The following is a 25077-nucleotide window of genomic DNA, read 5'->3' on the forward strand; positions in this document are numbered from 1 at the left end:
CGCCGTCGGCGAGCGGCACGCCATGCGCCGCACGCCGCCACGCGAGGCCGAGCGTGTCGGCCAGCAGCGCCGCATGGCCAAGCCCGAGCGCGCACGCGGCCGTACCGACCCGGTAGGCGGCACCGGACGCATGCCACGCGGCACCCGCGTCGGCCGCGGCCGGATCGGCCGCGAGGTCGGCCATCGACGCATCGGCCGTCTGCAGGAAATCCTCATAGGCATGCGCATTGACCGTCACGACGCCGAGCGTGCGGGTCGGCGCGGCGGCGACCGCATCGTGTTCGGCCCGCGCGGCATCGGCCTCCCACAGCGCTTCGGACGCGGGCGTGCCGGCGACGTGCCAGTCGACCGTCAGCCCGTAGTCGTGCAGTACGTCGACGAGCGCGACATCCTCGGCTGCGGCGCCGAACAGCGCGAAATCGCGCCACAGCAGCGCCACCGTCTCGCGCACGAACTCGGGCGCCACGCTGCGCCGGCCTTGCGCGTGCTCGCCGAGCAGCAGGTTCGTCCGCGCGAGAAAGCGCTTCAGCTCGGGCGCGCCGCTGGCGCGCAGTGCACGCAAGCACGCGGCCGCGAGCCGCCAGAAATCGTATGGATCGTCGTCGGCGAGCGCGGCCAGCATCGCATCGAGTTCGTCGAGTGCCGCGTCGGGGGCGCCGTGTTCCGCGCGCAGCACGCCGAGCAGCGCCTGTTCGTAGCGGGCACGAATCCGGGTCGCGAACGCGTCGGGCAGCACACGCAGCGTGGCCGGCGGCACCGCACGGCCGACGAGCGCGAGCGCGTCGAGCGGCGCGTTCGCGCGCAGGTCGGCGGCGCTTTGCGCACGCAATGCACGGAAATGCTCGAAGAGAACGGGCGAACAGGCGAGCTCGCGCAGGTTGTGGCGTGCGACGGCCGCGCGAAAATCGCGCAGCGCGGCACGCCAGCCGGCCGAAGTCGGCTCGGCGGTGATGAGCGAGACGGCAGCCGACAACTGCCCCGCGAAACGCGCGGCCGGCAGCCAGCCGGCCTCCGCCAGCACGGCTGCCGCAGCGGACAGCGGCGCGGCCGCGTCGTCGCGATGCTCGAAAGCGTCGGCGGCCGCCGCAAGCCATGCGTCGGCCGCGCGCACGGCCCCGCCACGCGGGTTGGGCAGTGCGTCAGGGTGGGGAACGTTCGCCGGTTCTGGCCTCATGGACACGCGCGCCTGTCATCGTCAAGCTGCTCGCGCGAGCCTCGACGCGCAAGCGTCGGGCCGATGCGAGGCCTGAGCGGTGTGTCCGTGGGCCAAGGGTCCGGTCAGATCTGGACCATCTCGAAGTCTTCCTTGCGGGCGCCGCATTCAGGGCACGTCCAGTTGATCGGGACGTCTTCCCAGCGCGTGCCCGGGGCAATGCCCTCTTCCGGCAGCCCGGCTTCTTCGTCGTAAATCCAGCCACAAATCAGGCACATCCAGCTCTTGTATTCCATCTTAAGCCGCGTCGGGAAAGTCGGTAAATTCGGGAGCCATGATGGTACCGTGTCGGGGCCGGACTGCCTAGCAATCGCGCTGGAGTAACGCGACTACGTTGCGCTGCGCTAAAAAATCCGTCGTGCGGGCCGGATTCCGCCGCATAATGACTGAAAAGTGCGGCCTGCCGGGCAACACAGGGCCGAAAACGCCCATCTCGCCTCGCCGTCCGCATGTCCGTCGCTTGTCCGTTTTTCTCTTGCCCCATTTTTACATGTCCAGCAACGCCCCTCCGATCGTCCTCACCTTCGGCCTGTCCGACCCCACCGGCGGCTCAGGCATTCAAGCCGATCTGTTGACCCTGGCGAGCATGGGCTGTCACGGCGTGTCCGTCCTGACGGGCTACACCGTGCGCGACTCGGCCGCCTGCGACGAAGTGACGGGGCTCGATCCCGACGTCGTCGCCGCCCAGGCGCGCATGCTGCTCGAGGACATGCCGGTCGCCGCGTTCAAGATCGGCGCAACCACGCGCGCGGAAGTCGTCAGCGCGATCGCCGAAGTGGTCGCGGACTACGACGGCGTGCCGCTCGTGCTCGCGCCGGACTTCACGCTCGACGACGAGCACGTGCTCGCCGCCGACGACCTGCGCGAATCGATCGCCGACCTGCTCGCGCCGCAAACCACGCTGCTGGTCGCCGACTACGCGACACTGATCGCGCTCGCACAGCCGGACGGCGACGCCGAAGCACCGAATCTCGACGCGGCCGTCTCGCACCTGCTGTCGCAGGGCTGCGAGTACATCCTGTCGTCCGAGACGGGCTCGCACCGGCTCGTCAACACGCTGTACGGCGAGGAAGGCCAGCTCCGCGAGGACATGTGGGATCGCTCGCCGCACCGGCTGATGGGCATCACCGATACGCTCGGCGCGGCCATCGCGGCGCTGCTCGCGAACGGCCAGGAGCCGCCCGAGGCGGTTCGTGAAGCGCAGGAATACCTGTATCAGGCCGTGCGTGACGCGTTCCGGCCCGGCATGGGTGCGTACCTGCCCGACCGGTTCTTCTGGGCGCGCAGCAACGAAGACTCGGACACGCCGCCGGCCGTGAAGGCCGACCCGGTGCCGAGGACGTCGCATCGGCATTGAGGCACGTGCGGCGGCATGCCCCGCCGTCGCCCCCATGTCACGTCCTTTGGGTGCGACATCTCCGGCCGCTCCGCGCACGCATCGAAATCCGCGCGCACATAAAAAAAGACCCGCATCGCTGCGGGTCTTTTCCTTTGGCTGGAACGCGCATCGCTGCGCGCTCCGGACACCATCGACCGAAGTCGATTACATGTCCATGCCCATGCCGCCCATGCCGCCCGGCATGCCGCCCGGCATCGGTGCGTCTTCCTTCGGCAGTTCAGCAACAGCTGCGTCCGTCGTCAGCAGCAGGCCTGCAACCGAAGCTGCGTTCTGCAGTGCGGTACGCGTGACCTTGGTCGGGTCGACGACACCGGCTTCGACCATGTCGACGTACTCACCCGTCGCTGCGTTGTAGCCGTAGTTGCCCGTACCTGCAGCAACTGCTGCCACCACGACGCTGGCTTCTTCGCCGCCGTTCGTGACGATCTGACGCAGCGGCTCTTCCATTGCGCGCAGCACGATCTTGATGCCGGCGTTTTGATCGGCGTTAGCGCCGGTCAGGGCTGCGATCGCGGTGCGAGCGCGGATCAGCGCAACGCCGCCACCTGCCACGATGCCTTCTTCCACAGCTGCGCGCGTTGCGTGCAGTGCGTCTTCGACACGTGCCTTCTTTTCCTTCATTTCGACTTCGGTCGCTGCACCGACCTTGATCACTGCAACACCGCCGGCCAGCTTGGCCACGCGCTCTTGCAGCTTTTCACGGTCGTAGTCCGACGTCGCTTCTTCGATTTGCGCGCGCACTTGCTTCACGCGTGCTTCGATGTTCACGGCTTCGCCTGCGCCGTCGATGATCGTCGTGTTTTCCTTGCCCACTTCGATACGCTTCGCCTGGCCCAGTTCTGCCAGCGTTGCCTTCTCGAGCGTCAGGCCGGTTTCTTCCGCGATCACCTGGCCGCCGGTCAGGATCGCGATGTCTTCCAGCATCGCCTTGCGACGATCGCCGAAGCCCGGCGCCTTGACCGCAACGGTCTTCAGGATGCCGCGGATGTTGTTGACGACCAGCGTTGCGAGCGCTTCGCCTTCGATGTCTTCAGCGATGATCAGCAGCGGACGGCCAGCCTTCGCGACTTGCTCGAGTACCGGCAGCAGATCACGGATGTTCGACACCTTCTTGTCGTGCAGCAGCACGAACGGGTTGTCGAGGACGGCGACTTGCTTTTCCGGGTTGTTGATGAAGTACGGCGACAGGTAGCCGCGGTCGAACTGCATGCCTTCGACGACGTCGAGTTCGTCAGCCAGCGACTTGCCGTCTTCGACGGTGATGACGCCTTCCTTGCCGACCTTGTCCATCGCTTCAGCGATGCGATCGCCGATCGACGTGTCGCTGTTCGCCGAGATCGAGCCGACCTGTGCGATTTCCTTGTTCGTCGTGCACGGCTTGCTGATCTTCTTCAGCTCTTCGACAGCCGCTGCGACTGCCTTGTCGATGCCGCGCTTCAGGTCCATCGGGTTCATGCCCGATGCGACGTACTTCATGCCTTCGCGAACGATCGATTGCGCGAGGACGGTTGCCGTCGTCGTGCCGTCGCCTGCGTTGTCGCTGGTCTTGGAAGCGACTTCCTTGACCATTTGCGCGCCCATGTTCTGGAGCTTGTCCTTCAGCTCGATTTCCTTCGCGACCGACACACCGTCCTTGGTGACCGTCGGGCCGCCGAAGCTGCGCTCGAGCACCACGTTGCGGCCCTTCGGACCCAGCGTGACCTTGACTGCGTTGGCGAGAATGTTCACGCCTTCGACCATCTTCGAACGGGCGGAATCGCCGAATACGACGTCTTTAGCTGCCATCTTCTAACTCCTTGAATTCTTGGGAATATGTACCGTCGGTGGACGCTTACTTCGCGTTGACCACGGCCATGATGTCTTCTTCGCGCATGACCAGCAGTTCGTTGCCGTCGACCTTCACGGTCTGGCCTGCGTACTTGCCGAACAGGACGCGATCGCCGACCTTCACGTCGAGCGCGATCGGGGCGCCCTTGTCGTCGCGCTTGCCCGGGCCGACGGCCAGGACTTCGCCCTGATCCGGCTTTTCAGCAGCGGCGTCGGGGATCACGATGCCCGAGGCGGTCTTGGTTTCCTGATCCAGGCGCTTGACGATCACGCGATCGTGCAAAGGACGAAGGTTCATATTCACTCCTCTCTTGACTGAGATTGAAGAACGCTTAGGGAATCTGCCCGGCTTATCGCCCGGCAGAGAATTGTTAGCACTCTCGTGCAGCGAGTGCTAATTATATGGACGGGTTTTGACAAATTCAAGAAGGGGGGGTGGCGGTTTTTTTCGGGCCGGCGACGCTCGCTCAACCTTGAGCCTCGTTCACTTGGGCCAGTGCCCGAGACGACCTGAATGACGCAAGGCCACCAACAACATATTCATACAAAACAATGACTTAGCGAGACTTCCGCCCGAGAGCCGGCGGGAGCCGGGAAGATGCCCTGAGCCGCTTGCGCGAGCCGTCGTCACGGATCTTCCCCGGGCGACCACGGTACCTCAGGGAAATCCCGTGCATCAAGGTGCGGCCAGGCAAATTAAATGGGGTTCGGACACTCCATTACGCTCACGATGTGGACGCGCGGCGGCACCCTCGCCCCGTTGCACGGACGAATCTCCTGGAATTTTCTACACCAGCGCGGGCGCCGGACTCTCGGAAATGGCACGCTGCGACACCCGGCCAGGGACCGCAAAATTCTCCACCGTCGAACATTCGTCGACCGTGTCGAGCCGGTAACCATGCGTATACACGGCACACAGTTGAAGCCCGTTTTCCGGACGAAGCGCCAGTTTTTGTCGAAGCCGGTAGATGTGGGTGTCGAGACTCCGCGACGTTCCATCCAGCGCCCGTCCCCACGCCAGCGTCGACAACGAATCGCGGGAAAGCACGCTCCCGATGTTATTGAACAGGAAATTTGCCAGCGCAAACTCCTTTGCCGTCAAATCAATGATTTTTCCGTGCAGCGCGATTGTGCGTGCAAGCGGATTCAGAACATACGGCCCGACCTCGACCCTGCTATCGAGTTTTTTGCTGCGGCCCTTTCGACGCAACAGCGCATTGACGCGAGCGGCCAACTCGATCTCGCGAAACGGCTTACCGATGTACTCGTCAGCGCCTGCGTCCAGCGCGGCGGCGACATCTGCTTCAAGCGTTCTCGCAGCCAGGAACAGGACGGCCGGTTCGTCTCCGACGTTAGCCCGAATCCAGTGCAATAAATTCAGGCCGTTGGCATCCGGAATCCGCCAATCGAGCACGATGAGTTCGACCATCTCCCTTTTAAGAAACTGGACGGCTCGCGCGCTGTCGCACACGCGGAAAATTTCCCGATTCGCCCCTCGCAGCGCCCTTTCAAACGCTGACGCCTGCCCCGGATCCCCTTCCACCAACAAGATACTCATAACACCCCCAGCCTTCGTCGACCCGAATGATTTACATCGCACTCCAAATCGATCGCCTGCATACACCGGTACAAACTTGACGTCTTGTTTTTAATCGCTGCCGATCGATTGAAACCAGTCTCACCTCAACACCAACCTCAAAACCCGATCACCGCGCAACCTTCCAACCCTGACCGCCACCTTGTTTTCTGGAAGTACCTGCTCTGCACCGAGTGCAACGAACGATGTCCGCGGCGCACGTTGGCGGGCAGTCGCAAGCAGGCCATTGAAAGACTGCCAGGCCTCCAGGCACCTGCATTTGCTGGCACCGATGCCGACCTCCATAGCAGTCAACGAGCCGGGAGGTTCACCTTGGCGTGGCACGGCACATCCGCTCAGGCATGTCACTTAGATGTTACTGACATATCAGTAGAATATCGAATTGCTTGCCGAAGATCAAAAAGGGGTAAACCCGTTCCTCGACCTTGCCCCTTTTACGGTGAGTTGAAAACAGGGGACGACCGGACTAATATGTTAGTGATATTCCTGCAGCGATCACTTACGCACATGAACGGACTGACGGGTAACACCCTTGCCGAACAGGCTCACCAGAACCTCGAAGAACTCATCGTCACGCTCGAGCTTGCGCCCGGCAGCGTCTGGTCCGAGGCATCGCTCGCAGAAAAGCTGAATACGGGGAGAACGCCGGTTCGCGAGGCCGCACAACGATTGGCCGCTTCGCATCTCCTTCAGATCGTTCCGCGACACGGCATCATGATCACCGTCCCGAACATTCACGATCAGTTGCTCGTGCTCGAAACGCGGCGTGAACTCGAACGTCTCATTGCACAACGCGCGGCACGACGGGCATTGCCCGAGGAGCGCGAGCAGGTCCGCGAAATCGCCGAAAAACTCGACGCGGCAGGCGAATCACGAGACGTCGTCGCTTATTTGAGATGCGTCTATACCGTCAATCAGCTCATCGCGCGGTTTTCTCGGAATCGCTTCGCCGCCGAGGCTATTGCGCCGCTACATGCGCTGTCACGACGCTTCTATTTCATGTATCACAAGCAGCTGGATGATTTGCCGACAGCAAGCCTGCAGCACACGAGAGTCGCGCGTGCAGTCGCTGACGGTGACGAACAGGAAGCGGGGCGCTCATCCGACATGATGATGGACTATATCGACGCATTTACGCGTGACTGCTTTACGCGTGACTTTGAGCCGCATCGCTCGCGAGCATCGGCCTGATCGTTACTTTTCGGCTTCGATTTGCGATATCGACCGAAGGTTGTACCGCGTCTTTTCACCCGCCACGCCGCACATCTGATCGCGCGCCGTCGATGAATTGAGCAAGCACTTGCGCCACGCAAATGCCGCGCAAGATCGATCGCGCACATGCCGGTATCGGCGCAACATCATCACTTCCGATGGGATCGCATGGACACCCCGCTCATGTCGATCCATCGCGCCGAGTGCCAAATCCGTTACTCCCCTTCCCGCCATTCCTACCCACCCGGAACCGCGACGCATCCCCTCATCGCGGAATTCCCCACCTTTCGATCAATCGATTCATCCGATCCTCTCGAACGGGTTCAGAGATGTAGTATCCCTGGCAATCGATCTGCGCGAATGCTTGCAGCCACTCGAATTGCGCCCTGGTTTCGACACCTTCCACCACGACGTTCTTCTTCAAGCGGCCCCCGAGCTCGACCAGCGTTTCGACCATCGCTCTCGATTCAGCATTTTCATGAACGTCACGCATGAAAGATCGATCCAGCTTGAGCGTATCGACTGCCAGACAATGCAATTTGGTCAGCGACCAGCATCCTGAACCAAAATCGTCGATCGCAACGCTCATGCCGAGATCCCGAATCGATGCCACCGCAGCGGCAAGTATGTCGATCGGACCAGGATCGACGGACTCCGTCAGTTCGATTTGAAAATTCCCGGCACAGACGCCATGGGAATCCAGAACACGCGAAAGTCTTCCTGCCATCTCCGGTCGCGTAATTTCATGAGCGGGCAAATTTACAGACAGAGATAAATCGCGATAACCGAGCTCAGCCCACCCGGCAAGCACACGCGAGGACTCCGCGATCACATAGTCAGTAAACCGGCATGTCAGATGCGAATTCTCGACAAGGTCAACGAACGCTGCCGGCATCAACACACCGTGTTCCGGATGATGCCAGCGTATTAAAGACTCGAATCCGGACAGCAATCCGGTCTGAAGGCGAAGCTTGGGTTGATAGGCAAAGAAGAACTCCTTCCGAACCAATCCACGCTCTGCGTCTTCGACAAGATCATTTGTGTTGCAACGCACGGCCGTACCATCCACAGCGATCTCCAATGCACGCACTCAAGATTTCAGTGCCTGCTGATACGACCTTGCTCCCGCTCCGGGCTTCCCGTCGGCCGTGCATGAACGTGCGATTACTTCCACTGGTACAGCATGCCGGCACCGATCACCTTCTGACCGCCGCTGAAGCCGCCGTTGATCGACGCCTTCAGGTTGTCCGTGATGCGAGCCTGCATGTTGACCGCCATCGCCTTCTGGCCGAGGAAGGTCGACGTACCCACACCCATCCCGAAGTTGGCGTCGCGATCGAGCTGCGGGATCGACGCCATCGCGCCGACGGCCGCGATACCCTGCTTCGCCATCTGGTCGGTCTGCTGCAGTTGCGAACCCAGCGAGTTGATCTGCGCCTGCTGGCCCGACAGTGCCGTCGACAGCGTCGACTGCACCGCATTCAGCTGGTTCACGTTGACCGCATCGGTGCCCTGCGTACCCGGCGCCACGTTGATGACCTGGCGCTGCTGCGTATCGCTGCCGACGGACACCACGTTCTGGCGGCCGCCGTCACTCGAGTTCGCACCGATCGCCACCGAGTTCGAACCGGCAGTGACGGTCGGCTTGTCGGTGCCGGTGCCGTTCATGTCGGCGGCAATGCCGGCGGCGTTCCCGGTTTGCGGTGTGTTGGTCATCAATGTGGACAACTGATTCAGCTGGTTGTTGATGTTCGTCACACCGGTCGACAACGATGCCACGCTCGCGTTCGTCGTGTTCAGGCCTGTGGACAGCGCACTGATGCTGGCCGCCGTCGACGTCGACAACGCGCTGATCGCGGTTGAGGTCGATGTGGCCAGCGCGGTCACGTTGCTGTTGGTCGCATTCAGGCCCGTCGACAGCGTGCTGACCGCGCTGTTTGTCGCGTTGAGCTGGCTGCCGTTGATCGCGTCCGTGCTGGTAGCCGAGACTCGGCCGGCAGCGACGTTCGTGATCTGGCGTTCCGCACCCGGCGAACCGACGCTCAGTACACCCACCGGATTGGCGCCGGCGACCGAGTACGTGACGCCGCCGACCGTGACGCTCGACACACCGACCGCGTTGCCCGTAACCGAGTTCGCGCCGAGCGCGATCGAGTTGGCGACGTTCGCGGTGGCGTTCGATCCAAGCGCGAGCGCGTTGGCCGCGCTGGCCGTGGCGCCCGAGCCGTAGGCCTGTGCGCCTATGGCGCTGGCCGTGGCCTGGTTGCCCAGTGCGATCGTGTTGTCCGCAGTGGCCTGGCTCGAATTGCCAAGTGCGAGCGCGCTGTTGCCGGTTGCCGTGCTTGCGTTGCCGAGGGCAACCGCGCCAGTGCCGGTCGCCGTGTCGTCCGCCCCCATCGCGACCGCACCGGTGCCCGTCGCGACGCTCGGATCGCCGATCGCGACCGCGCCGTCGCCGCTTGCCGTGTTGCCGGAGCCGATCGACACGGCCTTGCCGCCCGTGGCCGATGCATTCTGACCGATCGCGACCGCTCCGTCCGATTGCGCGTTCGAACCGTAACCGACGGCGACGCTGCTTGCGCCCGCGGCAGTCGCGGCTACGCCGGCGGCCAGCGAGTACATACCCGTCGCGGCGCTGTTCGCGTAGTTCGCCCCTTGCGCACCGCCATCGTTGACGCTGTAGTAGTGCGTTTTCGCGGCTTCGATTGCGGTCGAAGTCGATGTGGACAACGACGTGATCGTGCTGTTGGTCGAGCTCAGGCCCGTGGACAGCGAACCGATACCGGTCGAGGTCGACGTGGACAGCGACAGGATCGTGCTGTTCGTGCTGCTCAGGCCGGTGGACAGCGAGCCGATGCCGGTCGACGTCGACGTGGACAGCGACGTGATCGTGCTGTTGGTCGAGCTCAGGCCCGTGGACAGCGAGCCGATACCGGTCGACGTCGACGTGGACAGCGACAGGATCGTGCTGTTCGTGCTGCTCAGGCCGGTGGACAGCGAGCCGATGCCGGTCGACGTCGACGTGGACAGCGACGAGATCGTGCTGTTGGTCGAGCTCAGGCCGGTCGACAGCGACGTGATGCTCGTCGATGTCGAGGTGGACAGCGAAGTGATCGAACTGGTGGCCGAGGACAGACCCGTCGACGTCGACGTGGACAGCGACGTGATCGAGCTGGTGGCCGAGGACAAGCCCGTCGAGGTCGACGTGGACAACGACGTGATCGAGCTATTCGCCGACGACAAGCCCGTCGAGGTCGACGTCGACAGCGAGGTGATCGAGCTGTTCGCCGACGACAGGCCCGTCGAGGTCGACGTGGACAACGACGTAATCGAACTGTTCGCCGAGGACAGCCCCGTCGAGGTCGACGTCGACAGCGAGGTGATCGAGCTGTTCGCCGAGGACAAGCCCGTCGACGTCGAGGTGGACAACGACGTGATCGAGCTGTTGGCCGAGGACAGCCCTGTCGACGTCGAGGTGGACAACGACGTGATCGAGCTATTCGCCGACGACAAGCCCGTCGACGTCGACGTCGACAACGAGGTGATCGAGCTGTTCGCCGACGACAGGCCCGTCGACGTCGAGGTGGACAACGACGTGATCGAGCTGTTCGCCGACGACAGGCCCGTCGAGGTCGACGTGGACAAAGACGTGATCGAGCTGTTCGCCGTCGACAGGCCCGTCGACGTCGAGGTGGACAACGACGAAATTGCGCTGTTAGCCGACGAAAGACCGGTCGACGTTGACGTCGACAGCGACGACACCGCGCTGTCCGTCGAGCTCAAGCCTGTCGACAGCGAGCTGATACCAGTCGAGGTCGAGGTGGACAGCGACGAAATCGAGCTGTTCGCCGACGAAAGACCGCTCGACGTCGAGGTCGACAGCGACGTAATCGAGCTATTCGCCGACGACAAACCCGTCGACGTCGACGTCGACAGCGACGTGATCGAGCTGTTCGCCGACGACAGACCTGTGGACGTCGACGTGGACAACGAAGTGATCGAGCTGTTCGCCGTCGACAGGCCCGTCGAGGTCGACGTCGACAGCGACGACACCGCGCTGTCCGTCGAGCTCAAGCCTGTCGACAGCGAGCTGATGCCTGTCGACGTCGAGGTCGACAGCGAGGTGATCGAGCTGGTGGCCGTCGACAGGCCCGTCGACGTCGATGTGGACAACGACGAAATCGAGCTGTTCGCCGATGAAAGGCCGGTCGACGTCGAGGTCGACAGCGAGCTGATCGAGCTATTGGCCGAAGACAGGCCCGTCGACGTCGACGTGGACAACGACGTGATCGAGCTGTTTGCCGACGACAGGCCTGTCGACGTCGATGTCGACAGCGAGGTAATCGAGCTATTCGCCGACGACAAACCCGTCGAGGTCGACGTCGACAACGACGTGATCGAGCTGTTCACCGTCGACAGGCCCGTCGAGGTCGACGTAGACAGCGACGACACCGTGCTGTCCGTCGAGCTCAGGCCGGTCGACAGCGAGCTGATACCAGTCGAGGTTGAGGTGGACAGCGACGTAATCGAGCTATTCGCTGACGACAGCCCTGTCGACGTCGAGGTGGACAACGACGTGATCGAGCTATTCGCCGACGACAAACCGGTCGAGGTCGACGTCGACAGCGAAGTGATCGAGCTATTCGCGGACGACAAACCCGTCGACGTCGACGTGGACAGCGCGGTGATCGAGCTGTTCGCCGACGAGAGGCCCGTCGAGGTCGAGGTGGACAACGACGTGATCGAGCTGTTCGCAGACGACAATCCGGTCGAGGTCGACGTCGACAGCGACGACACCGTGCTGTCCGTCGAGCTCAGACCGGTGGACAGCGAACTGATTGAGCTGTTTGCCGACGACAGGCCGGTCGATGTCGACGTGGACAACGACGTGATCGAACTATTCGCCGACGACAGGCCGGTCGACGTCGATGTCGACAGCGAGGTGATCGAGCTGTTCGCCGACGACAGGCCCGTCGACGTCGAGGTGGACAACGACGTGATCGAGCTGTTCGCCGACGACAAGCCGGTCGAGGTCGACGTCGACAGCGACGACACCGTGCTGTCCGTCGAGCTCAGACCGGTGGACAGCGAACTGATTGAGCTGTTTGCCGACGACAGGCCGGTCGATGTCGACGTGGACAACGACGTGATCGAGCTATTCGCCGACGACAAACCCGTCGAGGTCGACGTCGACAGCGAGGTGATCGAGCTGTTAGCCGAGGACAGACCCGTCGACGTCGAGGTGGACAACGAAGTGATCGAGCTATTCGCCGACGACAAACCCGTCGAGGTTGAGGTCGACAGCGAAGTGATCGAGCTGTTCGCAGACGACAGGCCCGTCGAGGTCGACGTCGACAGCGAGGTAATCGAGCTATTCGCCGACGACAAGCCCGTCGACGTCGAGGTGGACAACGACGTGATCGAACTATTCGCCGACGACAGGCCGGTCGACGTCGATGTCGACAGCGAGGTGATCGAGCTGTTCGCCGAGGACAGGCCCGTCGACGTCGACGTGGACAACGACGTGATCGAGCTGTTGGCCGACGACAGGCCCGTCGACGTCGACGTGGACAACGACGTGATCGAGCTGTTGGCCGACGACAGACCCGTCGACGTCGACGTGGACAACGACGTAATCGAACTATTCGCCGTCGACAGGCCCGTCGATGTCGACGTGGACAACGACGTGATCGAGCTATTGGCCGATGACAAGCCGGTCGACGTCGAGGTCGACAGCGACGTGATCGAACTATTGGCCGATGACAAGCCGGTGGAGGTCGACGTCGACAGCGAGGTAGTCGAGCTGTTCGCCGACGACAGACCCGTCGACGTCGATGTCGACAGCGACATAATCGAGCTGTTGGCCGATGACAGGCCCGTCGACAGCGAGCTGATACCTGTCGAGGTCGAGGTGGACAGTGAAGCAATCGAGCTATTCGCCGACGACAGACCCGTCGACGTCGAAGTCGACAGCGACGTAATCGAGCTGTTGGCCGATGACAGGCCCGTCGACAGCGAGCTGATACCTGTCGAGGTCGACGTCGACAGCGACGTAATCGAGCTATTCGCCGACGACAGCCCCGTCGAGGTCGACGTCGACAGCGACGTGATCGAGCTGTTCGCCGACGAAAGGCCGGTCGACGTCGACGTGGACAAAGAAGTAAGGCCAGAACCCAATACACTAGCGACCGAATAGAGCTGGCTACCGTTCACGGCATCGGTACTGCCCGAACCGATCAAGCCCGCAGCGACGTTCTGAATACGACGCTCAGTCCCCACCCCTCCGACGCTCACCACACCCGTACCAGATGCGGTCGCAGCAAACGAGCCATAAGTAAAATTGCCGATTGTCACGGGAGCGACCGTACCGGTGCCCCCCGTGTTGGCAGACGCAGTACCTGTCGTCGTTGCTCCAGTGCCCAGCGCGACCGCGCCAGACACGTTCGCTACCGCCGACGCTCCGATGGCTATCGCATTACTCTGCGACGCTGTAGCGCCCTCTCCGAAGGCCGATGCGGACGCCGCACTGGCGGTGGCATAGTCACCGACAGCAGTGGCGTTGGTTGAACCTGACGCTTGTGCTCCAGTACCAAGGGCCACGTCATTGGTCCCGGTCGCCGAAGTGGCCGCACCAATGGCGATAGAGTTGCCGCCGCTAGCGGTGGTCGTGTAGTTAGTGTTGGTACCAATGGCTAAAGCGGAGGTACCAGACGCCCCCGCGGCGTAACCAGCACTGTAATTGGACTGAGCATGAGCATCCTCCATCTGCGCGCTTAAAGCCATTACCGCGACTACCGCGGTGGCAATCGCTTTGGACTTCGTCGGCTTGCCTCGGGCAGAGTCAAGTTCCGATACAGCAACCCACACGCCCAGGGACTCATTCCAGATCGATCGAAATGCCTGATTCATCACCCACCCCGTCTAATCACTCACCCAAACATCCATTAATCGCACGACCGATCTAAATTTATTAATTTGATTCGGAGTGCGAAATCCATCACCCAACAAAACACCGGATGACAATTCAATCTATTTCTGCTGACATGCCACCTCAACCACTCGCAAGCAATCTTCTTTTTTCAATCGCGCTTGACGTCAGGCGCCAGCATTACGAACAATCCGTCTACGCGCATGATGACGACACATCTTCCGCACATCTGATTCCATGAATTCTTGAGTACTCACACGCGCTGAGTCATTCATATCGATGACCCACTGGCCTTATCAGACGAGCCACGTACGATGTACCCCAGAGTGCTCAAAGACTGCTTATCGCCACAATGGAATTGAAACCAGCGCTTCGATTCACGACGAAATCTGCAGCGGCAGCGGCAGATGTGGCATCGACTGAGATGGCAGGCAATTTAATATTTGAATCCTGCCTGCAGCATTCCAAGCGCCATAAACACCCGGATGCACGAAGCACCGATCTTCGCGCCATCGCAAAGATCAAGCACCTCACTCGTCACGAACAAAACTGGATATCTCAAACTGCTTGCGATCCTTATCGCGAATCCAATCAGGCGCACGCCCTACTCCGGACCAGGTCGCTCCGCTGACAGGATCGAAATAACGCGGTCGCCGTTTGGTCGCACGACGCAGGATATCGACCGGAAAAATGTCCTCAGGAGAAAACCCAAACTCGCGAACACAATATCGAATCTCAAGCAAAATCGCCTCGGCAGCGGCCCGCCGCTCTTCAGCAATCCGAGATTCCAGTTTCGCCCTACTCTCCAAATACCGTCGATACGACTCTAGGTTGTGCATTTATACAATTACGTCTTGTCATTCACAAAAAGAGGCATCGACCGAGTCAATAATCCGAGAACGTCTCGCCACTCGCTCCGTCCCTCGCCATCTATCGCAGCAAGTTTCAATGTCAGCGATAGCGAATGATTCCTTCCTGCTCCATCGCGCAAACAATTCAAGTCATCAAAACACCCGGAACGCGTCCGACCCGACAATCCATATGACGCATGCTATATGGACGACGATTGAAAATTGACAACATTTGTCACGAACCAATTGCGCCCCAAAATCCAGCTCGTTCAAAAAAGTTGACAAAAGAACAGCCTGGAAATGCCACTCTATTTCGCAAATCAATCCTGCCATTCGGCCACACGATGCCCAGGCGGATTATTTCAATTTACTTTCACTTAAATCCGACAAGTAAGCCTACCCAATGCACGAGGGTATGTACGGATTCAAGCGACACGATAAAAATGGTGCCAATGAAGATTCTTGCCGTTGACGACGAGCCAGCACAGGCGGCGTTTATCCGCGATACGCTGTGTGCCGAAGGATTCGATGTACGAAGCGCCACCCGGGGCGCAGAAGCCATACGCCTCCTCGAAACCGATACCGTCGATCTGGTCGTGCTCGACTGGAACTTGCCCGACATCTCCGGGCTGGAAGTCCTCGCCTGGATTCGGGCTCGAGTGGGCAGAGATCTCCCCGTTCTGTTCCTGACGAATCGAGTGCGCGAGGAGCAGCTTGTCGTCGCGCTTGATGCTGGGGCCGACGACTATATGGTCAAACCCGTCCGTCGCCACGAGCTGATCGCGAGAGTACGAGCACTCCTGCGGCGGGCCTACCCAGTGAACTCATCGCCGACATCGATCAACATCGGCCGTTATCGCCTGGACCTCGTGACCGAAACCGTATTCTTGAGCGATGAGCCGATCAAACTGACGTCGCGAGAATTCAACGTCGCCGTTGCCTTGTTCCAGAACTGCGGCCGCGCCATACCCAGAGACGCAATGATCAAGTCGATATGGGGGCGCCATAGCGACCATATTTCCCGGACGCTCGATACCCATATTTATCGTGTGCGGTCGAAACTGCGTCTCGGCCCCGAAAACGGTGTTCGACTTCGCGCTGTCTACAATCACGGCTATCGACTGGAGTTGCTCGACTCCAATCACGCGCACGATTCCGAATAGCGGCTGCCGGCACTCCGGACCGGCGACAACCCGCGGCGATCCTGGTGCTGCTGCGGTTGATTCGGCTGCCCGGTGAGCAAGGAGCGCCTGCAGTCAGGCAATGGCGTCACACTGACCACCGCCCTAGCCATGCGCTGGTTGCACGATCCGGTAGCCGAAATCAGTGATCGACATGCCGTTGACCATCGTTGCCCTCTCTGCTGGTACCGCCAATTTCCAGGCGAGCGCGGTGACGCTCAGAATTCGATACAGGGAATGCTGCATATTTCAACCTCACATCAGAGCGTCGTTTCCGGCATCGGTACGATCGCGACCGGCACGGGAGACGGTACGAGCCGCCGTTACCGGACCTGCTCGCGCGGCGGCCTGATGATCGCCTTCGTCGAGCCCTGAATCAGTCGGAACGCAAGCGGCGTGGGCTCACCGTGCCTGGGGCGATCTGCAAGCCAGGCCACGCAGACGGCCAGTGCGATTGCGCTCCCCCACAGTGTCAACAAAACACGCATCGTCACTTCGCCTTCACCTGTTTTGCCGCAGCCTGCATGATTTTTGCCTGCGGTGTCGGTACCGTTTCAAGGACGATCACCAGTGTCACGACAAGTCCACCGATCACCAGACCGCACAGGCTGAGCATCGCTTTATTCATTACGTCGTCACTGCATCGTCAGACCAAATGTTTCGATCGATTCGCACTCGCGAATCAGCTCACTGATTCTCGAATCGCACCGGGAAGACGGGAGGCAATTTGATCACCCGATTGACAGCGACACCTCGCGCGTTGGTCACCGGTGCATCGCCCCGGGTACCGCCGATTGCGACGAAGCTACCGTCGGCATGACGTGACGTGACGTGCGCGCGTTGAACGCTCGCGCGTCGTGATGACAAACCCGTTCTTTCGACAAACCTCAATCGCATCTGCGATGGCATCACTCACTGGCCCGAAAAAAAGCCAAGCGCGAGCTTGGCGTCAAATCCGAGGGGAAGTGCTCCAGCAACAGAGCAGTGACGATGGTACCCGTCCGCACACGGCGAGATTTGAACGATTGTCACATTTAGTAATATTGATCATTTTCAGGGTCGATCATTCGTCGTCACCGCGCGATCGAACAACAGCGAGAGCGTACATTGACAACAAATATCAAGCGGGGATTTTGCGTCAACGAGAGCGAACGGCGGATCGTTGATCGATCAGACACAGCGTCGTGTCTGATCGATCAACCTGCCGGAGACCTTTGCCATGAAACTGCTGAAAATGACCGTCGTTGCCGCTATCGCCTTTGCATTTGCTGGCGCAGCGAGCGCGGCTGATGTGCATCATCACCATCGCCATCACCACCACACGATGAACCGCCACTGAGCACGCCAAAGTGCGGCTTATATTTCGATATACGAATTAAATCACTCGGAAAGTGGCCGTCATCGCGACGGCCCTTATAGCGACACCCGCTCCAGGAATTTTCTGATCTCGAGCGAGTAGGCGCCAGGATGCGAAAACCTGAACATGTGGCCCGTGCGCGGCATGACGACTTCCTGCGCATGCCTGATGCCATCCAGGAGGATCCCCGCAGCTTCTTTGCCGATCAGCTTGTCATCCGCGGGCGTCAGAATGAGCGTGGGGACGTCGATATTTTCAAGCTGGGCCGTATAGTCCGTCTTTTCGATCGACCGTATGCGGTTGACGTAGGCTTTGTGCGGCGTCTCCTTGACGAAGAGCGCGCGGGTCTTTCCGGTCGACCATGAAATCTCCCCATCCCTGTCGAACGACGAAGCCAACTGCGCGGCGTGTACGCGAAGGGTCGTCTGTCGGTAAAAGGGCCCGGGGAAAAACGGTGCGAGCGCTGCCAGCGTCTTGAGCAAGGGCGACGTGATCGGGCTCTTGGCAAAGCCACCGGAAAGCACGAGGCCCTTGAGACCCTTCGGCTGACGCGTTGCAACCGCGATCGAGCAGACTGCGCCATATGAGTCGCCAACCAGCACATAGCTGTCGAGGTCCTTCGTTTGGTCGGTGATGAAGTCGGCCAACGTTTCCAGCTCGCTCACGTCGTTCGGCAAACGAAGGGTACGCATCGCGCGGTTTTGCAAGGCGGTCATCTCGTCAAGATGCCACGGGGCGCCTGAAAAGCAGGGAATCATGACCAAGGTGGGCTCTTTCACTGGGGTACTCCTGGCGGGTTGAATAAACGATGACCCAACTCTAGGAGGACCGCGGCGTTCGATCCAATGGCATTTGCACACGATGTCGATGCACGAGATTCATGGCCTCACGGCCGCGCCAACGACAGCGCGCCCCTGCCGATGCTCAGCCCGCAATCATCATGCTGGTAATCCACTGGACGACGGGTTCGTTGGCGCGCCCTCGGGCTCGAACAACGAGCACCTCCCAGGTCGGCAACGCCAGCGGGAGCTCGAAAAGGCTGATTTGAGCGGTGTCCTGCAACCGCAGTGCGACCCGCTCGGCGACGACGGCAATCGATTCCGACGCGCCAACCATGAACGGAACCGCCAGAAAGCTCGGGCACGTGGCGCTCACCTTGCGGGTACGGCCGAGAGACTCCAGCGCATCGTCGACAGCCCCCCGCGCATCGCCGCGCGGCGAGACCAGGATGTGGGGCAACCGAACGAAGTCGTCCAGGTCCATGTGCAGCTTGTTACCTCGCTTGACCAGCGCCGGGTGCCCCTTGCGCGCAATGCCGACGAAGCGCTCCTTATGGACGATATGGCACTCGAAGCGCTGCGGAACCTGAAAAAAAGAGCCGGCCCCCAACACGATGTCGAGTTCGCCGCTGTCCAGCATGCGCAGAGCGGATTCGGAATCGGCCGGCCTGAGCTTCAGCACTGCGCTCGGCGCAGCCGCCTGGATCCTGGCAAGAACAGGGCTGATGATCGTCAACACGGCGTGATCGGTGGCTGCCACCGAGAGCATCCCTTGAAAACGACCGGGATCGAACGCGCCCCGCGGACTGACGACAAGCCTCACCGACTCGAGCACCGCCGCCACTTGCGGCATCAATTCGACGGCCAGCGGCGTCGGCTCGATCCCGCGGGGGTTGCGAATGAAAAGCTGATCGTCGAAAGCAGTACGCAGCCTCGATAAAGCGTGGCTGGTTGCGGACTGGGACAAATGCAATTTTGCAGCGGCTCTGCCGACGTGCCGTTCGGCCCAGAGCGCCTCCAGCACAACCAGAAGGTTGAGATCGAAACGTGTCAGATCCAGGGGCTTCATGCTGCACAGATCATCGAATGTAAACAGACCCCGGGCGTCCGTTGCAGCGTTGCGATCGAAGCGGTGGCGCTGAACGAGAGCGGGTAGCCGACAATCCTAAACCAGGATCCGCCGTTGATGGTGTCCTGTTTCCGACCCGAGAGAATTTCTACCGATTGGTCGCCGGAACGCGTAGCGGGCTGGACATTCGAACCCGGGTTCGTATGCGCTCGAGTCCCGGCCCCACGGGTCCATCGAACCCCATCCAATCATTCATTTTCATTACACCGATATTTACGGTTTACCTCTCTGCTAAACACGCATCGCGCCCTATCCGTAAGCCCCCGGATTACATTCAGTAATTCAGATGCGAATCATTCTCGTTTACATTGACTTTCCCATTCGACACTCCTACGATGCGCCGGATTGCAGTCATCTGCGTGCCCTGGCCGATCGGCGCCGCCCTTGCGGACAGCGCCTTAAAAGCAGGACTCCACACTAAATAAAACCAGGGATTTGATATGAAGTTTGCGTCGTTCCAGGGAGACAACCTCCGGGCCCGGATGCGCCCCGCCGCATGCGCGGCCATCCTCGCATGCGCATCGTTCGCGAGCGGCGCGGCCTTCGCCGACACGTCCGTCGACGCGCAACCCGAAGCCCCCGAGGCCGACCTGGCGATCCAGGCGAAGCCGACCAACATGTGGACCGGCATCTGGACGCGCCAGAACCTGCTCGGCGACATGGGCGGCATCCGCCCGTGGCTCGGCAAGTACGGCGCGACGCTGCAGATCACCGAAACCAGCGAATACCTCGCGAACCTGCGCGGCGGCCTGAACCGCGGCGGCGCCTACGACGGGCTGACGACGGCCACCTTGACGGTCGACACCCAGAAGGCGATCGGCCTGCCCGGCGGCACGTTCAACGTCAGCGCGCTGCAGATCCACGGCACCAACCTGAGTACGCGAAACCTCGGCACGCTCAACACCGCGAGCGGCATCGAGGCGCAGGGCACGACGCGCCTGTGGGAGCTGTGGTACCAGCAGTCGTTCCTCGACAAGCGCGTCGACGTGAAGATCGGCCAGCAGAGCCTGGACCAGGAATTCATGGTCAGCACGTATGCGAACACGTTCGTCAACACGATGTTCGGCTGGCCCGCGCTGCCGTCGTACGACCTGCCCAACGGCGGTCCCGCCTATCCGCTCGCGGGCCTCGGCGTGCGCGTGCGCGCGCAGATCACGCCGAAGCTCACCGCGCTCGCGGGCGTGTTCGACGGCGATCCGCTCGGCAACAACCCGAACAACCTGAGCGGCACCAACTTCAACCTGCACAACGGCGCGCTCTATATCGGCGAACTGCAGTACGCGCTGAACCAGCCGTCCGACGGCGAAATGGACACCGGCCACTCGAACGGGCTGCCGGGCACCTACAAGATCGGCGTCTGGTATCACAACGGCCGCTTCGCGGACCAGAACGTGGGCACCGACGGGCTGTCGCTCGCGGATCCCGCGTCGAACGGCAACGCGCAGCAGCGTCACGGCAACTACAGCTTCTACGCGGTGGCCGACCAGATGATCTGGCGCCCCGACCCGAGCGGCCCGCGAAGCCTCGGCGTGTTCGCTCGCGTGATGGGCGCGCCGGGCGACCGCAACCTGGTGAGCCTCTCGGCCAACGCGGGGATCGTGCTGAAGGCGCCGTTCGAAGGCCGCGACAACGACAGCGTCGGCCTGGGCGTCACGTACATCCAGGTCGGCAACCACGTGACCGACCTCGACCAGACCGCGCAGTCGTTCGCGACCGGCCCGTACGGCGTACGCACCCGCGAGACGACGCTCGAAGCGACCTACCAGTACCAGGTCAACCCGTGGTGGATCGTCCAGGCCGACGCGCAGTACACGTTCAATGCCGGCGCCGGCCAGAACCCGAGCGACGCGACCCAGCCGCTGCGCAACACGTTCGTGATCGGCGCACGGACGACGATCACGTTCTGAGCGACGCGCCCACGCTGCCCGCACCTGCTGCCCATTTTCGCGCGCCGCCCGGACGGCGCGCTCCCCAGGAGACTCACATGATCCAATCCGCCCCGCTTCGCCGCCTCGCGACGGGCGCACTGGCCGCCGCCGCGCTGACGGCTGCCGCCGGCGCACTCGCCGAGCCGCAAGGTTTCCTCGAGACGCTGCATCGCCACACCACGCTCGTCAACACCGTGCCGGACAACGGCGACCAGAACCCGTACGCGATCGCGGTCGCGCCGGTGTCGGCCGGCACGATCCAGGCGGGCGACGTGCTCGTCGACAACTTCAACAACTCGGCGAACCTGCAAGGCACCGGCAGCACGATCGTCAACTACCGCCCGTCGACGAAGCAGATGAGCCTGTTCGCGTCGATTCCGCGCGACCTGAAAGCGTGCCCGGGCGGCGTCGGCCTGTCGACGGCGATGACGATGCTGAAGTCGGGCTGGGTGATCGTCGGCAGCACGCCGAGCAACGACGGCACGACCAACACCAAGGGCGCCGGCTGCATGATCGTGCTCGATCCGCAGGGCAAGATCGCGTCGACGTGGTCGTCCCCGAACATCAACGACCCGTGGGGCAACATGGCTGTCGTCGACCGCGGCGACAGCGCGACGCTGTTCGTCAGCATGGCCGGCTTCGGCGTCGGCGGCGCGGACGGCAATCCGCCCGTCTACAAGCAGGCGACCGTGCTGCGTCTCGACCTCGACGTACCGGCCGGCAAGCCGCCTGTCATCAAGCAGGAAACGGTCGTCGCGAGCGGCCTCGGCGCGCAGGCCGACAAGGGCGTGTTCCTGGTCGGCCCGACCGGCCTCGCGCTGTCCGGCGACCAGAAGAAGCTGTATGTGTCGGACGCGATCGGCAACCGGATCGTCGAGATCGACGACCCGCTCACGCGCGACACCAGCGCGGGCGTCGGCCGCCAGATCACCGCCGACGGCTTCCTGCGCCGCCCGCTCGCGCTCGCGACCGCACCGAACGGCCACCTGCTCGCGACCAACGCGCAGAACGGCCAGGTCGTCGAAATCGACCCGGTTGCCGGCAAGCAGATCTACGCGCGCTGGATCAATACCGACAAGGCGCAGACGCCCCCCGGCAACGGCAACCTGTTCGGCATCGCAATGACCCCCGAAGGCGACGGCTTCTATTACGTCGCGGACGACGTCAACACGCTGTTGCTCGCGAAGTAACGGAACCACCATGGCAGACGATCTCAACCAGCCACCACGCCCCACGCGGCGCGGCTTCCTGAAGGCGGGCGGCGCCGCGGTGGCCGCCGGCCTCGCGGCGGCGTCGATCCCGGCCGCGAAGGCGGCGGATGCGCCCGCCGCCGCACCGGCTTCGGCCCATGACGGCGTCGAGCCGTTCTATGGCCAGCACCAGGGCGGCATCGCGACCCCGCAGCAGCGCCATGCGTATTTCGCCGCGCTCGACCTGACGACGGCCCAGCGCGCGGATGTCATCGCGCTGCTGAAGACCTGGACCGACGCCGCCGCGCGAATGACGCGCGGCGACACCGCACTGCCGCTCGCCGCGACGGGCAACGACGAAGTCGCGCCGGCCGACGGGGGCGACGCGCTCGGCCTCGGCCCCGCACGCCTGACCGTCACGTTCGGCTTCGGGCCCGGCCTGTTCGCAGTCGCGGGCAAGGACCGCTACGGCCTCGCGAAGCAGCGCCCCGCCGCGCTCGTCGACCTGCCGCGTTTCAACGGCGACCAGTTGCTGCCCGAGAAGACCGGCGGCGACCTGTTCATCCAGGCGTGTGCAGACGACGCGCAAGTCGCGTTCCACGCGGTGCGTCAGCTCGTGCGCCTCGGCGCGAAGGCGACGCAGATGCGCTGGGGCCAGGCCGGCTTCACGTCGGGCAAGCCCGGCGAGACGCCGCGCAACCTGATGGGCTTCAAGGACGGCACGATGAATCCGCCGATGTCCGATCCTGCCGCGATGAACGAATTCGTGTGGGCCGGCAGCGAAGGCCCGGCATGGATGAACGGCGGCACCTATACGGTCGTGCGCCGGATCCGCATCACGCTCGAACACTGGGACAACACCGAGCTCGGCTTCCAGGAGCAGGTAGTGGGTCGCCACAAGTACAGCGGCGCGCCGCTCGGCCAGAAGAACGAGTTCGAGGCGCTCGACCTCGACGCGGCCGACAAGGACGGCAATCCGGTGATCCCGGACAACGCACACGCGCGTCTCGCGTCGCCGCAGCTCAACAACGGCGCACAGATCCTGCGTCGCGCGTACTCGTACAACGACAGCACGAACTTCTACATCGAGCGCTGGCCGCCGTGGCGCCAGCAGACCGAGTACGACGCGGGGCTGATGTTCGTCGCGCACCAGCGCGACCCGCGCAAGGGCTTCATTCCGATCAACGAGAAGCTCTCGAAGCTGGACATCATGAACCAGTTCACCACGCACGTCGGCAGCGCGATCTTCGCGTGCCCGCCGGGCGCGCAACCTGGTTCGTACATCGGCGCCGCGCTGTTCGAGGCATGACGTCGCACCACGCAAGCCAACGCACTCCTTCCCGGCCCGGCCGGATGCAACCTGCTGAAAACGACATGAATACTTCACCCGTTAGCCGCCCGCTGCGGCACCTGATTTCCGCGGCCGCCGCCGCGCTGATGCTGACCGGCGCACTGCACGCCGCGCGCGCGCACGCCGCGACGCTCACGCTGTACAACGCGCAGCACGAGCAGGTCGTCAACCAGCTCGTCAAGGACTTCGAAGCACAGAGCGGCATCGCCGTGAAGGTGCGCTCGGGCGAAGGCCCGGCACTGGCCGCACAGCTCGTCACGGAAGGCGACCGCACGCCGGCCGACGTGTACTTCACCGAGAACTCGCCGGAACTCGTGCTGCTCGACCGCAAGGGCCTGCTCGCGAAGACCGACGGCGCCGCGCTGCAGTCGGTGCCCGCGCGCTTCAACCCGGCCGACGGCAACTGGGTCGGCGTGCTCGCACGCGAGAACGTGCTCGTCTACAACACCGCGAAAATCCAGCCGCAGCAGCTGCCCGCTTCGCTGCTCGATCTCGCGAAGCCGGAATGGAAGGGCAAGGTCGGCGTCGCGCCGAGCGACGCGGACTTCCTGCCGCTCGTGAGCGCGGTGCTCGCGCTGCACGGCGAAGCCGCGACGCTGCAATGGCTGAAGGGCCTGAAGGCCAACGCGCAGATCTTCGACGACGACGAAGGCGTGACGGCGGCCGTCAACCGCGGCGGCGTGCTGACCGGCATCATCAACAACTACTACTGGGATCGCCTGCACGCCCAGCTCGGCGACAAGTCGACCCGCAGCGCGATCTACCACTTCGGCAAGGGTGACGTCGGCGGTGCCGTCAACGTGTCCGGCGCCGCGGTGCTGAAGGCATCGAAGCACCAGCCGGAAGCGCAGAAGTTCGTCGCGTATCTCGTCAGCGAGCGTGCGCAGAAACTGATGGCGGGCGGCCACATCAGCTTCGAGTATCCGCTGCACCCGGGCGTCGCCCCCGATCCGATCCTGAAGCCGTTCAACGAACTGAGCCCGCCGGCACTGACGTTCGAACAGCTCGGCGACGACAGCCAGGCCGGCAAGCTGCTGCGCCAGGCCGGTCTGCTCTGACCATGAGCGACGCCGTGTCCCGCACGGCGCGCACCGCGCGCGACGGCGAGCGTACCGCGACGCGGCGCCGCCCGTCG

Annotated in this window: 18 protein-coding genes and 2 pseudogenes; 8 read left to right on the forward strand and 12 right to left on the reverse strand. The window is 62.6% G+C overall.

Annotated elements, in window-relative coordinates; all coding sequences use genetic code 11:
* Nucleotides 1-1174: hypothetical protein (locus BDI24065_RS38930; RefSeq protein WP_175035658.1), on the reverse strand; the 1174-nt coding region annotated here is incomplete at its 3' end.
* Nucleotides 1175-1278: 104 nt separating this feature from the next.
* The gene (locus BDI24065_RS38935) at nucleotides 1279-1449 is read right to left on the reverse strand and encodes a rubredoxin (protein WP_004186709.1); all 171 of its coding nucleotides are present in this window, start codon (nucleotides 1447-1449) and stop codon (nucleotides 1279-1281) included.
* A 254-nt stretch (nucleotides 1450-1703) separates the two neighbouring features.
* On the opposite strand from BDI24065_RS38935, the gene BDI24065_RS38940 reads away from it, so the two are divergent.
* Nucleotides 1704-2570, forward strand: a complete 867-nt coding sequence (locus tag BDI24065_RS38940) for a hydroxymethylpyrimidine/phosphomethylpyrimidine kinase (protein WP_175035659.1) — start codon at nucleotides 1704-1706, stop codon at nucleotides 2568-2570.
* A gap of 186 nt (nucleotides 2571-2756) precedes the next feature.
* On the opposite strand, the gene groL is transcribed toward BDI24065_RS38940, so the two are convergent.
* The 3 genes from groL to BDI24065_RS38955 all read right to left on the reverse strand — a co-directional run bounded on the left by groL (nucleotide 2757) and on the right by BDI24065_RS38955 (nucleotide 5997).
* The gene (gene groL / locus BDI24065_RS38945; RefSeq protein ID WP_011351137.1) at nucleotides 2757-4397 is read right to left on the reverse strand and encodes a chaperonin GroEL; all 1641 of its coding nucleotides are present in this window, start codon (nucleotides 4395-4397) and stop codon (nucleotides 2757-2759) included.
* 46 nt (nucleotides 4398-4443) lie between these two features.
* Nucleotides 4444-4737, reverse strand: a complete 294-nt coding sequence (gene groES, locus BDI24065_RS38950; protein ID WP_011351136.1) for a co-chaperone GroES — start codon at nucleotides 4735-4737, stop codon at nucleotides 4444-4446.
* A gap of 489 nt (nucleotides 4738-5226) precedes the next feature.
* Nucleotides 5227-5997, reverse strand: coding sequence for a response regulator transcription factor (locus tag BDI24065_RS38955; protein WP_175035660.1), 771 nt, complete (start codon nucleotides 5995-5997; stop codon nucleotides 5227-5229).
* A gap of 546 nt (nucleotides 5998-6543) precedes the next feature.
* On the opposite strand from BDI24065_RS38955, the gene BDI24065_RS38960 reads away from it, so the two are divergent.
* Nucleotides 6544-7227 (forward strand): GntR family transcriptional regulator, encoded by a 684-nt coding sequence (locus BDI24065_RS38960; RefSeq protein ID WP_175035661.1) that lies wholly within the window; start codon nucleotides 6544-6546, stop codon nucleotides 7225-7227.
* Nucleotides 7228-7513: 286 nt separating this feature from the next.
* On the opposite strand, the gene BDI24065_RS38965 is transcribed toward BDI24065_RS38960, so the two are convergent.
* From BDI24065_RS38965 to BDI24065_RS38980, 4 genes and pseudogenes are all read right to left on the reverse strand, one after another.
* A complete protein-coding gene (locus tag BDI24065_RS38965; RefSeq protein ID WP_175035662.1) occupies nucleotides 7514-8317 on the reverse strand; it encodes an EAL domain-containing protein in 804 nt (267 codons plus the stop codon).
* Nucleotides 8318-8412: 95 nt separating this feature from the next.
* Nucleotides 8413-13893: pseudogene (locus tag BDI24065_RS38970) on the reverse strand (YadA family autotransporter adhesin); the annotation flags it as partial.
* 183 nt (nucleotides 13894-14076) lie between these two features.
* Nucleotides 14077-14157: pseudogene (locus tag BDI24065_RS41660) on the reverse strand (ESPR domain-containing protein); the annotation flags it as partial.
* A gap of 549 nt (nucleotides 14158-14706) precedes the next feature.
* Nucleotides 14707-15015 (reverse strand): H-NS histone family protein, encoded by a 309-nt coding sequence (locus BDI24065_RS38980; protein ID WP_175035663.1) that lies wholly within the window; start codon nucleotides 15013-15015, stop codon nucleotides 14707-14709.
* A 464-nt stretch (nucleotides 15016-15479) separates the two neighbouring features.
* On the opposite strand from BDI24065_RS38980, the gene BDI24065_RS38985 reads away from it, so the two are divergent.
* Nucleotides 15480-16190 carry a response regulator transcription factor gene (locus BDI24065_RS38985; RefSeq protein WP_175035664.1) on the forward strand — a complete coding sequence of 237 codons (711 nt, stop codon included), beginning with the start codon at nucleotides 15480-15482 and terminating at the stop codon, nucleotides 16188-16190.
* Nucleotides 16191-16262: 72 nt separating this feature from the next.
* Nucleotides 16263-16583, forward strand: coding sequence for a hypothetical protein (locus BDI24065_RS38990; RefSeq protein WP_175035665.1), 321 nt, complete (start codon nucleotides 16263-16265; stop codon nucleotides 16581-16583).
* Nucleotides 16584-16698: 115 nt separating this feature from the next.
* Here BDI24065_RS38990 and BDI24065_RS38995 read toward each other — a convergent pair whose 3' ends face one another.
* The 3 genes from BDI24065_RS38995 to BDI24065_RS39005 all read right to left on the reverse strand — a co-directional run bounded on the left by BDI24065_RS38995 (nucleotide 16699) and on the right by BDI24065_RS39005 (nucleotide 19413).
* Entirely contained in the window at nucleotides 16699-16836 is a 138-nt protein-coding gene (locus BDI24065_RS38995) for a hypothetical protein (protein WP_175035666.1), read from the reverse strand.
* A 785-nt stretch (nucleotides 16837-17621) separates the two neighbouring features.
* Nucleotides 17622-18344: an alpha/beta fold hydrolase gene (locus BDI24065_RS39000; RefSeq protein WP_217481850.1), complete on the reverse strand. Its 723-nt coding sequence runs from the start codon at nucleotides 18342-18344 to the stop codon at nucleotides 17622-17624.
* Nucleotides 18345-18489: 145 nt separating this feature from the next.
* On the reverse strand, nucleotides 18490-19413 hold the full coding sequence (locus BDI24065_RS39005) for a LysR family transcriptional regulator (protein ID WP_175035667.1): 924 nt from the start codon (nucleotides 19411-19413) through the stop codon (nucleotides 18490-18492).
* Between the two features lie 500 nt (nucleotides 19414-19913).
* Between BDI24065_RS39005 and BDI24065_RS39010 the strand changes: the two genes are divergently transcribed.
* The 4 genes from BDI24065_RS39010 (at nucleotide 19914) to BDI24065_RS39025 (ending at nucleotide 25000) form a co-directional block, all read left to right on the forward strand.
* Nucleotides 19914-21380, forward strand: coding sequence for a carbohydrate porin (locus BDI24065_RS39010; protein WP_175035668.1), 1467 nt, complete (start codon nucleotides 19914-19916; stop codon nucleotides 21378-21380).
* Between the two features lie 77 nt (nucleotides 21381-21457).
* The gene (locus BDI24065_RS39015; RefSeq protein ID WP_175035669.1) at nucleotides 21458-22591 is read left to right on the forward strand and encodes a hypothetical protein; all 1134 of its coding nucleotides are present in this window, start codon (nucleotides 21458-21460) and stop codon (nucleotides 22589-22591) included.
* Nucleotides 22592-22601: 10 nt separating this feature from the next.
* Entirely contained in the window at nucleotides 22602-23900 is a 1299-nt protein-coding gene (gene efeB, locus BDI24065_RS39020; RefSeq protein ID WP_175035670.1) for an iron uptake transporter deferrochelatase/peroxidase subunit, read from the forward strand.
* Nucleotides 23901-23965: 65 nt separating this feature from the next.
* The gene (locus BDI24065_RS39025; protein WP_175035671.1) at nucleotides 23966-25000 is read left to right on the forward strand and encodes an iron ABC transporter substrate-binding protein; all 1035 of its coding nucleotides are present in this window, start codon (nucleotides 23966-23968) and stop codon (nucleotides 24998-25000) included.
* Nucleotides 25001-25077: the final 77 nt, after the last annotated feature.

This window comes from Burkholderia lata (assembly GCF_902499025.1).
GTDB classification, from domain to species: Bacteria; Pseudomonadota; Gammaproteobacteria; order Burkholderiales; family Burkholderiaceae; genus Burkholderia; species Burkholderia lata_C.

Bases quoted from the DNA above. Each gene is read 5' to 3' on its own strand.
- groES (WP_011351136.1), bottom strand. From the start codon at position 4,737: ATGAACCTTCGTCCTTTGCACGATCGCGTGATCGTCAAGCGCCTGGAT.
- BDI24065_RS38985 (WP_175035664.1), top strand. From the start codon at position 15,480: ATGAAGATTCTTGCCGTTGACGACGAGCCAGCACAGGCGGCGTTTATC.
- BDI24065_RS38960 (WP_175035661.1), top strand. From the start codon at position 6,544: ATGAACGGACTGACGGGTAACACCCTTGCCGAACAGGCTCACCAGAAC.
- BDI24065_RS39025 (WP_175035671.1), top strand. From the start codon at position 23,966: ATGAATACTTCACCCGTTAGCCGCCCGCTGCGGCACCTGATTTCCGCG.
- BDI24065_RS38995 (WP_175035666.1), bottom strand. From the start codon at position 16,836: ATGAATAAAGCGATGCTCAGCCTGTGCGGTCTGGTGATCGGTGGACTT.
- BDI24065_RS38980 (WP_175035663.1), bottom strand. From the start codon at position 15,015: ATGCACAACCTAGAGTCGTATCGACGGTATTTGGAGAGTAGGGCGAAA.
- efeB (WP_175035670.1), top strand. From the start codon at position 22,602: ATGGCAGACGATCTCAACCAGCCACCACGCCCCACGCGGCGCGGCTTC.
- BDI24065_RS38935 (WP_004186709.1), bottom strand. From the start codon at position 1,449: ATGGAATACAAGAGCTGGATGTGCCTGATTTGTGGCTGGATTTACGAC.
- BDI24065_RS39015 (WP_175035669.1), top strand. From the start codon at position 21,458: ATGATCCAATCCGCCCCGCTTCGCCGCCTCGCGACGGGCGCACTGGCC.
- BDI24065_RS38940 (WP_175035659.1), top strand. From the start codon at position 1,704: ATGTCCAGCAACGCCCCTCCGATCGTCCTCACCTTCGGCCTGTCCGAC.
- BDI24065_RS39010 (WP_175035668.1), top strand. From the start codon at position 19,914: ATGAAGTTTGCGTCGTTCCAGGGAGACAACCTCCGGGCCCGGATGCGC.
- BDI24065_RS39005 (WP_175035667.1), bottom strand. From the start codon at position 19,413: ATGAAGCCCCTGGATCTGACACGTTTCGATCTCAACCTTCTGGTTGTG.
- BDI24065_RS38955 (WP_175035660.1), bottom strand. From the start codon at position 5,997: ATGAGTATCTTGTTGGTGGAAGGGGATCCGGGGCAGGCGTCAGCGTTT.
- groL (WP_011351137.1), bottom strand. From the start codon at position 4,397: ATGGCAGCTAAAGACGTCGTATTCGGCGATTCCGCCCGTTCGAAGATG.